General features: G+C 34.7%; 11 protein-coding genes. All 11 read right to left on the bottom strand.

The annotated features are described in order from the left end of the window. Window positions 1-176: 176 nt before the first annotated feature. The 11 genes from hpf to LPB68_RS14215 all read right to left on the bottom strand — a co-directional run bounded on the left by hpf (window position 177) and on the right by LPB68_RS14215 (window position 13028). Window positions 177-731 (bottom strand): ribosome hibernation-promoting factor, HPF/YfiA family, encoded by a 555-nt coding sequence (hpf, locus tag LPB68_RS14265; RefSeq protein WP_068658859.1) that lies wholly within the window; start codon window positions 729-731, stop codon window positions 177-179. A 222-nt stretch (window positions 732-953) separates the two neighbouring features. After that, window positions 954-1151: a cold shock domain-containing protein gene (locus tag LPB68_RS14260; protein ID WP_068658857.1), complete on the bottom strand. Its 198-nt coding sequence runs from the start codon at window positions 1149-1151 to the stop codon at window positions 954-956. Window positions 1152-1300: 149 nt separating this feature from the next. Then, window positions 1301-2239, bottom strand: a complete 939-nt coding sequence (locus LPB68_RS14255; RefSeq protein ID WP_232510236.1) for a glycosyltransferase family 2 protein — start codon at window positions 2237-2239, stop codon at window positions 1301-1303. A gap of 44 nt (window positions 2240-2283) precedes the next feature. Then, a complete protein-coding gene (locus tag LPB68_RS14250) occupies window positions 2284-3579 on the bottom strand; it encodes a glycosyltransferase family 2 protein (protein WP_068658854.1) in 1296 nt (431 codons plus the stop codon). An 11-nt stretch (window positions 3580-3590) separates the two neighbouring features. Further along, window positions 3591-4844 (bottom strand): UDP-glucose dehydrogenase family protein, encoded by a 1254-nt coding sequence (locus tag LPB68_RS14245; RefSeq protein WP_068658853.1) that lies wholly within the window; start codon window positions 4842-4844, stop codon window positions 3591-3593. Between the two features lie 23 nt (window positions 4845-4867). Then, window positions 4868-6049, bottom strand: coding sequence for a glycosyltransferase (locus LPB68_RS14240; RefSeq protein ID WP_068658852.1), 1182 nt, complete (start codon window positions 6047-6049; stop codon window positions 4868-4870). 20 nt (window positions 6050-6069) lie between these two features. After that, complete coding sequence (locus tag LPB68_RS14235; protein ID WP_068658851.1) at window positions 6070-7170, bottom strand: FkbM family methyltransferase; 1101 nt, start codon at window positions 7168-7170, stop codon at window positions 6070-6072. 15 nt (window positions 7171-7185) lie between these two features. Further along, window positions 7186-8316, bottom strand: coding sequence for an FkbM family methyltransferase (locus LPB68_RS14230; RefSeq protein WP_068658849.1), 1131 nt, complete (start codon window positions 8314-8316; stop codon window positions 7186-7188). Then, on the bottom strand, window positions 8310-9398 hold the full coding sequence (locus tag LPB68_RS14225) for an NAD-dependent epimerase/dehydratase family protein (RefSeq protein WP_068658847.1): 1089 nt from the start codon (window positions 9396-9398) through the stop codon (window positions 8310-8312). The genes LPB68_RS14230 and LPB68_RS14225 overlap by 7 nt, the downstream gene beginning before the upstream one ends. A gap of 34 nt (window positions 9399-9432) precedes the next feature. Beyond that, a complete protein-coding gene (gene rfbF, locus LPB68_RS14220; RefSeq protein ID WP_068658845.1) occupies window positions 9433-10209 on the bottom strand; it encodes a glucose-1-phosphate cytidylyltransferase in 777 nt (258 codons plus the stop codon). Then, window positions 10206-13028, bottom strand: a complete 2823-nt coding sequence (locus LPB68_RS14215) for a glycosyltransferase (protein WP_068658843.1) — start codon at window positions 13026-13028, stop codon at window positions 10206-10208. The genes rfbF and LPB68_RS14215 overlap by 4 nt, the downstream gene beginning before the upstream one ends. Between the last annotated feature and the right edge of the window lie 47 nt (window positions 13029-13075).

Raw genomic sequence — 13075 nt, 5'->3', positions numbered from 1 at the left:
TCTTTACATTTAAAAGAGATCTAAATACACAAAAGTCTGTTTCACTTTGTTCATGATCTATAGTATATACGCAGAAAGAGTCCTATCCGTTGCACGGATAGGACTCTTTTAATAAAATTTACCAATAGATGAACTTTTCCGACTGTGAACTGTTAAATGAATTGAATTAAGTCTAATTAATCTTGCTCGATTAAACCATACTTACCATCATTACGCTTGTACACGACATTCACTGCTTGGTTATCAATATTTGAGAATACAAAGAAATTATGGCCTACCATATTCATTTGAAGAATAGCTTCTTCAACATCCATGGGTTTAAGGAAAAACCGCTTCGTACGTACGACTTCCAACTCATCTTCTATTTCACCATTTACAATCGAGCCTGCTGCACCCGACACATCGCTGAATAGTGTCTTGAGACTTCCATCTTGACGGAACTTACGGTTAAGCTTCGTCTTGTACTTGCGAATCTGACGTTCAAGCTTGTCCACGACAGCGTCGATGGATGAATACATATCATCACTACGATCTTCTGCGCGAAGCAAGACGCCCGGCAACGGGATGGTAACCTCTACCCTGTGTAATCCTCGAGTAACACCTAAGGTAACATTTCCATCTGACATAAGGGGTGCATCGAAATACTTCGTAAGTCTGCTGAACTTTTTATCAACATACTCCCTCAAAGCATCTGTCACTTCAATTTGTTGACCTCGAATACTGAAATTCATAAGGCACTCCTCCTTTGCTTTGCATAACCATTATATCACATTTGTTAACGCTAAGTAAAAAGGTTATTTGGCGAATAACCAGTATTCAGATTCTTAACCAATACGTAGCCTCACGAACCAGAGAATATTAAAAAAAGGCCCTGAAGAGTTTCAGGAACCTTGTTAATTCACTATAATTGCTACCACCAAACCATTATATAGGTCGGCCCACTGCCGGATGGATTATAATTTAACTACATTAGCTGCTTGCGGTCCGCGAGCGCCATCTACAACATCGAATTCAACTTCTTGACCTTCATCCAAAGATTTGAAACCGTCTGTTTGAATTGCGGAGAAATGTACGAATACATCGCCACCTTCAGTTGTTTCCAAGAAACCATAACCTTTTTCTGCGTTAAACCATTTCACTTTACCTTGCATAAATAAACATTCCCTTCGTTTTTAAAGATGGATTAAGCAAGCGCTTACTTTCTGAATATATCACCTTAAGGTAAGGATTGTCAATTGTAATACCGAATAAAAACCTCGAATTTTACCAATCCATTCAGAGTAGCTTCCGTAGGAATTCACTATGCCAGTAAGTCTCTAAGAATTGATTTTTCTCTATCTGTTGTAAACAAACTGCTCATTAGCTCATTATAATTTTTTCTTAATATCATTTTCATAGAATTAAATAATTCTACACATTCTGTAGAATTGGAAAGCTTATCGCACATCGAAATCATATATGACAGCTCAGAGTATTTCGCTCTAGGAGCAATATCGGGTACTTTCTTAGATAAATACTCAGTTCGTTCACAAAAAGCTGATAAATACTCACTCAAAAGGGCAGGAGGAATTTTGTTTGTTTGAATAAAACTTGTCATATTGCCTTCATGCTTTCTGAAAATATAAAGTGGTTTCCCATGGGCAACCACAACGTCCGCATTAGCAAATACTTTATAGATGATATGAATATCATCCACTAATACATTATCTTGAAATTGAATTCCCTCAAATAAAATTTTTCTGAACAATTTTGTGGGTGGCGCGACATTATATTTTTCTCTTAATAAAAGTTCATTAAGACCCTCAACTCGATCAAGAACAAGAAGTTCATCAAAGATAAAGTATGGTTCTAGTTCACCCTCAATATTATTCCAGCTACCGCACATGGATATATCGGCAGAATACTTTTGAGATAAATTCCATAAAAACTCAAGCATCCCTGGTTCACAATAGTCGTCGTCATCAACAATTGTTATATATTCACTAGTAGCTGCTGCGATGCCTTTATTTTTACCACTAGATGCACCCTTGTTTTCAAAAATTTCTATAATTTTGATCCTATGGTCTATTTCAGCATATTTCCGACAAATCTCAGCACTTTCATCAGTTGAACCATTATTAACTAGTATGAATTCAAAATCATCGAATGTTTGAGAAAGTATACCCTCTATAGCTTGTGGCAAAAAGTAACTGCGATTATATGTGGTCATAATAACGCTAATCTTCTGTGATTTACTCACTCTACTCATCCCATCTATTCTTGTTTTATATAAGGGCGACAGACTTAATAAATTCTTCTTGTAAATTGATTATCGTTGAGTCCGATATCTCGAAGCTGGTTCATTAATATCGTACCTGTTCTTTCCTGTTGAATAGATACCACCACAAATATATCCTCTATTTTTTTATCTTTCATACTATTTGGAAGACATACAGGTAGACCTTCTATTATGTGTCCATTTTTTGTATCACTATTATCTAAGAATCCCTTTACACTATAACCTGCATTTCTTAAAATACGTGCGGTTGCCTCACCATTATATCCTGTAGGGAATATATATATATCCTTACTTTCTTGCCCATGAACTAGTTGAATCGTATTTTCAATTACAAAAATTCGATAAAGACTAATCCCTACATATGCACCATAATGATTGATAAAATCCCAAAGTCCATTACGTTGTAACAAATCACTATTTATAGGCAGAGATTTTAAACTTTGTTCCATGATATCAGCTAATTCAAGAATTTGTTCTCTATTCAAAGTATCACAGCGTGTAGAAAATAATCCAATCAGAAATCTAACCCTTGAGTAGATAAGATCCTTTCGAGAGTCCTCGTATTGATTCTGTTCTGAAAAGCGAAGTAGATTCAAAGCAACTACTAGATGTGACTTGCTATTATGATAAGTTTTAACTGAAGTAATAGACCCTTGCGCTCTAGGCCGATAACAGTAAAAGGGTTCCGTTAATAAATCAAAACTTTCAGCACTACATATAACCTTTGGAACCCATTCCTCATCTTCTGAATGGTATCCCTCCGGAAACGTAAGATTATTTGATATTAAAAATTCCCTTTTCACAATCATTCTCCAAGGAGTGCACAGCAAGTTTGGCAATCTAAGAAAATATTCTGCTATACCGTTTGCATCACTTCGTTTGAATACTTCCCAATCCAGTTGAACATCAGTAGTTACATAGGCACCTTTTTCAGGTTCACATATAAATTTCCCCATAAGTACCGTTGGTGAATTACTCTTTAACAACGTAGCAATTCGCGAGAAGCTACCTTCTATATAATGATCATCACTATCACAAAAGTGTACATATTCGCCCTTTGCAGCCTGTAAACCTACATTCCTTGCTCCTGCTGGTAGTAAATTTACTTCGAGATGGATTACTTTTATATTCGTATATCTACCGGCATAATCATTACATATTTCTCCACTTTTGTCAGTTGAGGCATTGTCAACTAACCAGACCTCCCAATCATAGAAGGTTTGATTAAGTATGCTCTCAAGGCATTCATCGATATAGTTTTCTACATTGTAGACAGGTATTACAATGCTTAATAATGGCAAAATTCAACACCTCACAAGTAATATCTACAATCAATCATTCTTTTCAAGGGGTACTCTGTTTTTATGCCGGCAAATTCATCCCATGCTGTAACTAAAACAAGCACATCTGCAATTTCACATAAATTTTCCTTCGTACTACAATACGTTATGTCTAGATCATACTCTTCTGCAAAACCTTTATTCGCTATAGGATCAAAGCTATATATTTTTTTATATCCAGAAGCCAATAATAATTTGATTATTTTTGCTGCAGAGCTATCTCTGACATCATCTGAACCGGGTTTGAAAGACAAGCCTAAAATTCCTATATTATCAGAAGCTTGTGCATTCAACATAATCTTATCTGCCATAAATTGAGGCATTGCACTGTTTACTTCAATTACATTCTTGAGAATCCCAGGTTCATATCCTTTAGATAATGACTTAGCATATAATGCTTGAGTATCCTTGGGAAGGCAATATCCACCATAGCCACAACCTGGATAAACATAAGAAGCCATAGAAGCACCACCCCAACGACGATCCAGATGTAAAATCTCAAAAGCATCCTTAAGCTCAATATCGCCAATAACATCTGCAATTTTTGACATTTCATTTGCATAACTAATCATTGTGGCAAGAAGTGAATTAGATAAATATTTAATAAATTCACCGGTATTTAAAGAAACAGCAAAAAAGGGTGCTTCAAATCTGCTGTATAGTGATCGTAGCATATCTTCTCCTCGAGAATCGGAAACTCCACAAACAATACGATCCGCATTGATCATATCATCCCAGCATTTTCCTTCTCGCAAAAATTCAGGATTATTAGCAATACTGAATAAATCTCCTGGGTTTAACTCTTTACTCTTTAAGTAAGGAATTATCCGTTCTGAAGTCGTGGAAGGCGGTATAGTTGATTTTATTACTATCGTTCGATACTTGTCATTATTTAATAGAGAAGAGAACATATCAATCGCTGAATAAATGTACCTTAAATCTGCTTCACCATTCTCTCCAGCAGGTGTTCCAACACATAAAAATATGAAATCACTTTCGATTACAGCAGCTTTTGCCTCATTAGTAATTTCAAAATTATTATTAATGTGTCTAAGAAGCGCATCATCCAGTCCTGGCTCAACAAAAGGAAGTTTACCAGATTTAATCATATTCAATCTATCTTGATTCACATCAATTCCATAAGTTTTATGGCCCTTTTCTGCAAATGCTAGAGCTGTAGTAAGTCCAACGAAGCCGAGTCCAAATACTGTTATCTTATAATTCATTTTATTAACCACACTTTTTCAATTTAGTTTGTTGAAGCATCTGAATATTTGATACCCTCTAAATAAACTCTCTGCATACGTGGCGCTACATTTGATACATCATATTTTAATAAATTTGATAAATCCACTTCTCTTTTATCGATTAAACCAATCTGAGAAACTATATACTCGGCCCAATATAAAGCACCTTTATTTAGAGGTATATAATCCACTAGCCCTTCATTGGGTTCAGGCTGACATGCATCAGAGACAAAACATGGAATCCCTAAAGCCTGTGCTTCTATCAATACGATACCAAATCCCTCGTATATCGAAGGAAGCAAAAAATAATCCGATGCTTTTAAGACAACTGGAATATAACTATCACTATCCAGCATAGTAACATGACTTTCTAAATTCAGATCTTTTATACGTTGCCTAATCTGATCTTCGAGTGGACCCGGGCCAGTTAACATAAGGTGTAGATCGCTTCGTATTCTTAACATTTCAACAAAAAAATCTAGCAGGAAAATTTGGTTTTTTTGGGTAGCGTATCTGCCAACATTCACATAATTAATCGTAGAAGTTGGTACTCCTAATTTTTCTCTAGCTTCTATTTTATCAATTTTTATATCTTTAAAATCCTTTATAACAACAGGATATGGGACAATTTCTGTACGTGGATCCTGTAAAATTTTCTTATCAAATAAATACTCACAAGCAGCTTCCGAACATCCCCATATATGGGTAGCAAACCGATTACACACATATCTTCTTAATTTCCTTGTAATTTTTGTTGTAATTCCCGTTTTGGTGTAATCGTCAATACCTGTATTATTGCTGTGTACTATCCGTACTGGAACACCCGCTAGCTTTGCTGCTATTATTAAAAAGCCATCTAATAGAGGGTGAGCAATATGAACAACCCTATAGCAGTTTCTTGATTTCAAATTCTTATAAAAACTGAATACAGAATATATGTCCATGAGTACGTTCCACTTCTTATTTCCTTTATGCTTCTTATTTTCAAATATATTGATAATTTCACCACCAGAAGATTCAATTTCATCATGGTAGTATCCTTTCTGAGGTTTTCTCACAATAAAATCTATTTGGAGTTGTTGTTGATCTATACCATTATAGACATCCATAATTGCTTTTTCTATCCCCCCCTTACCAACTGGTACTCCGTTAATAAAAGCAACTCGTTGAGGAGATCTATTCATGTATCAATCACTCCCTTATTCTACTCTACTACCGCATAACACACAGTTTCGAATATATTGATGTTGTAATGCCTTATATAGATTTTGTATTCAGGAACAAGTTGTTTTATAAACAATGGTATTTCCACTAAATCCAAGGGTTTGTGATAAATACATATAGCCAACTTTGGCTTATGCCTTTTTATAGTGTTTTGAGCCCCTTTTAGTGCCTCGAGTTCTGCTCCCTCTATATCCATTTTTATATACGTCACTGGTTTTCCATTAAGTACATCATCAATAGATACTACTGTGATATCTGTATCCCCATCCTTATTTACCCCGCTGGAACCGTCATCTACAGCATTAAATCGCAAAACTCCCCTTTCACTCCAAAGCCCATGCGGATATAGTTCAATATTATGATACCCCGAGAATTTCCGCAAAAATTCCTCATGCTTTGTTTTTTCGGGTTCAAAGGAGTATATCTTTTTAAAAATCTCATTTGTTTGTTTTAGAAAGATCTCCACCGTATCTCCTATATACGCCCCACCATCGATAAATATTTCCTCATCTGTTAGTGAAATAATTTCAGACTCAAAGTACTGGGGCGATGTACTCCGCAATGGAATCAGATATTTCTTATCAGCGGTGATACAACAATTAATCCTATCACAAAAAATTTGTTTGGACTTATCATCAGAAAGAATATCATAAGCCTTTTTGAATTGGTGTTCATTATTCTTTACGGTATTAAAATAATCATTAAAATCTGGATCTATAAAGCCCTCTAACGATATCAAGATACGTTCTTGCAAATGGTTTTCTTCTAATTGTTCAAGAATTTGATCATAAAAGTCTAACGATGTAATGGTTATGAAACTATTACTATAGATATTCTTCAACTCATCAAAACTGATAACAGGAAACCCTTCTAATGTAGTCCCCCATTTTTCGGGGTTATTATCACAAAATAAAATTTTGCTAAAATATTTTTTGATTGTATTTAAATAATAAATACCCCATGAACCTGCACCAAACAAAATAATTGGTTTATCAATTGGTCTTAACGTGTTTAATTCTTTCAATAGCCTAACGTCAGTTGGTTCCTTGACTAACATATCTAGCGAAAATTCATTTTCCATTTTTTTATCAACCCCTCAATCTACTACTGCATAACAAATAGTCTCGGTTCCATCGTTCCCATAATGTCGAAAATATAACTTGTACTCAGGTACAATTTTCTTCAGATATTTTGGGATTTCAATAACATCTAACAGATTATGATACACACAAATCGCAAGCTTCGGCTTAAATTTCTTTATTGTCATTTCTGCTCCTAATAGAGCTTCATACTCCGACCCTTCTATATCCATTTTTATAAAAGTAGTTGGTTTTCCATCAAGAAATTCATCAATAGAGATTACTGGGACTTTCACATTCCCAAATTCGCTTAATCCACTGTCCGTGCTATCTTTTGCCTCAAATTGAAGTTCATCCTTACAGCTCCAAAGGCCATAAGGTACAAGTTCAACATTACTTGAATTTGAAGTTCTAGTTAGGAATTCCTTGTGTTTAGTTTCCTCCGGTTCAAATGAGTATATTTTTATAAACTCACCTTTTGTCTGTTTAATAAACTCTTCTGCAGTATCACCAATAAAAGCTCCTCCATCGATAAACACTTCATTTTTTGAAAGACTAATGATCCCAGATTCAAAGTATTGAGGACTATCACTTTTCAGATGAATAAGATATTTTGGATCCATAGTGATACAGTAATTTAGTCTTTCCATAAACACTTCTTTAGATAAAGAGTCAGAAAGACTCCTGAACACTTCCTCGAATCCACTGAGATTATCCTTAATTACGTTATAATAATCTTCATAATTCGAAAAAGAAAAGAGATCCTTTATTAACTTATGTGCTAATGAATCTACTAAGTTTCCTCCAAGTCCGTTGTTTGTTAACTGAAGGAAAATGTCATCCCCATAATCTAACGAAGTAATTATAATATAACTTTCAGATATCCCTTCTTTTAATTCATTAGGACTTATGATGGGGATATTATTATAAATCTCTCCCCACTTTTGAGGGTTATTGTCACAAAAATATAACCTATCGTCTAATCCATATTTTCTAAACCATTGTAAATAAAATTTTCCAACGTTACCTGCACCGAAAAGCACAATTTTCTTATCTTTATCCTTCAATATAATAGACGATTTTTTCAGAAGTAATTCCAACGGATTTTGCTCCCTGGTCAGCAACTCTTGCAACGTTCCCTCTACCATTCATATTCATCCCTATCACTGTTTTTTAAATATTCTAAATAACGTTCAATTCCTGTTTCAATGTGGATTTGAGGCTTATATTGAAGCAATTCTTGCGCCTTTGTTATATCTGGACATCGTCGATTAGGATTATCAACCAAATATTCTTTATCACTATGTTCTTTGAATATTATATTTTCATTATAGTTGAATTGTTTTTTTCCTATACTTTGATATAACTGTGCTAATTCTAGGATGGTAATTTCAGGATAATTAGAACCAATATTAAATACCTCAAATCTTCCATAAAGCGCACATTTAATATAGCCGATTGTTGCATCAGCTATATAATCAAATGTCCTCGTTGGTTTACCATCAGAATAAATGATTATATTTTCCTGATTCATCACTGCCTTAGCAAAATCAGCTACAACCCTTTGGTCATTAATTCGCATTCCTGGACCGTAGTTGTTGAATGGACGTACCACTGTAATCGGCATATTAAATTCACGAGCGAAATTATAGCACAGTGTTTCCCCAAAACGCTTAGACTCATCGTAGCATGCTCTAGGTCCAACAGTATTGACGTTCCCCCAATAACTTTCTGGTGTGGGAATTTGGGAAGGATGAGGATCTCCATACCCTTCACTACTGGAATAGAATAACAAGCCTTTCAACTTCTTATTTTTATAATAATCCAATAATCTACGAAGTCCAGCTACATCTGCATCTATAGTTTCAATTGGATGTTTCCTGTAAAACACCGGAGATGCAAGAGAAGCCATATGGAAAATTAGATCTGCTTGTTCTGCAAAATTGAGATCACATGTGACTATATCCATTTCGCGAAGATCAAATAATGTATTACCTAAGATACGTTGAACCCATCTTGGATGTCCGAACATATAATTATCTATTCCATATACCTTCTTAATTCCGAGTTGTTCTCCATATATCGCAAAAAAGTGAATCAGTGAATACCCTAATGATCCAGCAAAACCTGTAACCAATATCGTTCTGCCGTTCAATTGGGATTTATCAAATGGAGTTAAGTTGTCATATATTAACTTCATATCTTGTTGAGTTATCATAGATATTTGCATGAGATTTCACCTCTATTATATTTGATACAAACTATTACCATATCTTCCATGGGGCATTCCCTGCTCTCCAGAGATTCTCCAAAATACCTTTGTCGCGTTGAGTATCCATACACTGCCAAAAACCATAATGCTTATAAGCATCCAATTTGCCCTCGTTGGCTACTTTAGTTAATGTATTACTTTCAAATACAGTATTGTCATCATCAATATAATCAAAGATATCAGGTTCAATCACCATAAAACCGCCATTAATCCAACCTCCGTCTTCCTTGGATTTTTCTGCAAATCGTTCAACTCGATTCGTTCCCTCCTCAATATCTAGTACACCGAACCGACCACCTGGTTGAATAGCTGTCATTGTAACAAATCCACCTTTTTGTATATGGTAATTCTCCAAATCACTAATATTAATATCAGAGACCCCATCACCATATGTCAACATAAATCGTTCGTCACTGACATACTTTTTAATTCTTTTAATTCTCCCCCCTGTCATAGTGTCCAGTCCTGTATCTACCAGAGTTACACGCCATGGCTCAGAGACATTATTATGAATTGTAAAAAGATTTTCATTAGCGAAGTCGAAGGTAACATCTGAGGCATGAAGATAGTAATCAGCAAAAAACTCTTTTATTATATAGCCTTTATATCCCAAACAAATCACAAAATCATTGTATCCATAATAACTATAATTTTTCATAATATGCCACAAGATTGGTTTGTCACCAATTTCAATCATCGGTTTTGGTTTTAAATGACTTTCTTCGCTTATTCTAGTACCATATCCACCAGCTAAAATCACAACTTTCACAGTTTACCATCTCCCATATTACTCTGAAGTTCTCTTGCTATTTCCATTCTTTTTGTATTATCAACACAGATATCCAAAGCTTCATACCATATTTCCCTTGCTTGTTGTTTTAGTCCCGCTCCCTCTAAGGTGCGAGCCACTATAACTAAAACATCACAATCGTCAGAATAAAAAACTTTTAACACCTCTGCTGTTTCAACTGCTGTGATTAAATCATCGTTCTCCATTAATAGCTGCAACTTATACAGTAAAGCTTTCCTATTTAAGGGACAAACCTCAAGAACATTAAATAAAAGATCAATAGCTTCGTCATAATTATTGTTATCAATAAGTTCAGAAATATGTGAATTCATCTTTTCTATTACCTCTATTTCTATCTGTGGACTTAATTGTTTGAGTTCTTCTTTTAACAAGTCATAATCCGGATTCCCCACTTTCTCATCGCATAACTCTATTGCTTTATCGAACCGGGAATTAACAATTTCTCTTAGGATGAGTGCATTTGATGCCAAGAATTGGCTATGGATATTGTTTTTTTCAAGATGTAAAAAGTAATTATTCCTTACACTCGACAAAAAGGGGTATAAGAACATTACTCCAAAGCAAGTTGTATTATTTTTATCACATATAGATGACATATATAGTAAAAATGCATTTTGTTTATTCCCCTCACTAGAATTAACCATTTGAATTGCTGTAAATAATCTATACACATAGTTTGTTAATAAAATTGGTAATGGTTCGTTTTTATATTTTCCAATTATTAAGTCCATCGCCTTTTCTACTATCGAAAATAAGTGAGAGAGTAGATTTTTCTCTGTAAACACTTCAACTAAAACCTCATTAGTTAAAATCAACTCTATACCCTTGAGCTTATCTTCTATGTGGACACTTTCTGATTTAGATGTAATCTCTAAACAAACTTGTATTGAAAAAAACATTTTCTCTACAATAAAATTAAAATTTCTCTCACTCAGTTTATTCCAGCCTTCTAAGAGTTCCTTCATGTTCTGATAAATCAGAACATAATCAAGGTAACGATCCTTATCAATTTGTGAATGGTAATACGAATTTTGTCTAATTCTATAATGGTGAAGAGTTTTATTAACTCCTACTACAGAATTGGTGAACCTCAACATTTCCATAGAAAACAATGTATCATCGGCATGCTTCAGCATTTTGGAATGGTTCCGTCTATACTCCAATAGTTCCATCAACAAGGAGACCTTTACCAACTTTCCCCATTCAACGCTGAACATAAAATAGATTTCAGGAAACACATCTCCCAATTGACTAATATCTTCTGCATATAAATCTGGGCACCGACGTGTCTCTCGCGGTTGGACATCGCCCTCATAAAACTTTTCAGTTCCCGCCACAGCTATATCGGCATTATATTTTTCTGCAGTACTATAAAGTTCTTTTAAAAAATCAACATGAAGATAATCATCACTATCCAGTACACACCAATATTTTGATTGAAGATTATTGATAGATTCAACAAACTCCGGATGCAAATCTTCATTATTTATAATGCTATTTCTTTCACTTTTAAATAATTTTATTCTGCTATCTTTTAGTGCATATTCCTTTAGTATTTCTCCAGTCTTATCAGTAGAGCCATTGTCGATGACTAACCATTCAAAGTTGGTAAACGTCTGATTCAACACACTCTCAGCACATTCCCTTATATACTTCTCAACATTATAGGCCACTGTCTGTATTGTTATTATCGGAATTCCACTTGAGATCGCTTGAAGAGAATTACAATTACTGTGGTCTGGCATCTTAATTTTAACAAGCTTAACCAATCCCTCACAAACTTCTTGTACCTCTTCATCAAAAATAGATTTCATTTTTCCGATTCTGACGTTGATATCTTTCAGACCGTCACTAATACGAATAAAAATATCCGGTTCCATCGAATGAAGCCATTCTTGATATTGTCGCAAGACCGATAATTGCGTAGGAACATGATCACTAAGCAAGCCGTTTGCTAAAAAGCTGAATAAATTTCGAAATAAATAGCTGTCAAGATAATATGCATAAAGTTCATTCCTGGTATGATCATTTCCATCCCAATTCTGGAATTGTTTCTCCACCAATTTAAACACCTGAATAATATCTGATAAGTAATTCTCTGGCACAAAGTGAGTAGGCTGTGTAATCTGTCCTTCTCTTTTTCTGTAGTGATACAGCACTAAATCTAATAAATATATCTTCTCTGCCTTCAAATAAGCCCGTGTTATAAACACTTGGTCTTCGCCAAAATTAATATTTTCAGGGAAACTGTTATCCTTCAATAAATCTTTCTTGAAAAGCTTCCCCCAACAATATGGAATTTGAAACAACTCAGGGTGGGTAACGATATCCTTATGTCCCTTTTCCTTCAAGCGAGGAAAGTTACCAAATATCCAAGCTAGTTCTTTCATTTGACTGTTAAACATCTCATGGTGTCCGACGACCAAATCAGCTTGTTCTCTTACCGCAGTCTCCATTAACAATTCCAAAGCATTTTGGGTAATTAAATCATCTGCATCAATAAAGAAAATATATTTCCCTTTAGCCCATTGCAATCCATGATTCCTTGCTGCAGATGGCCCTTTTACAATTTCCTGTTTCAGCAAAATGATCCGTTTGTCTTGTTTTGCATATGCAGATGCAATCTCATAGCTTTGGTCTAAAGAATTATCGTCAATAATTATTAATTCAAAGTCACCCATCGACTGCATTAAAACTGATTCAATAGATTCTGCAATATACTCCTGAACATTATACATTGGCATAATCACACTAACTCTAATATCATCTATCGCCATCTTAGTCACCTTTCATATTAGAAATGTCCTTATCAACTATGCAAACA

The sequence above is a fragment of the Paenibacillus crassostreae genome, from assembly GCF_001857945.1.
In the GTDB taxonomy this organism is placed as follows: Bacteria; Bacillota; Bacilli; order Paenibacillales; family Paenibacillaceae; genus Paenibacillus_AQ; species Paenibacillus_AQ crassostreae.
Note: the sequence above shows the minus strand (reverse complement) of the source record. Positions and strands in the feature narration are given on the sequence as shown.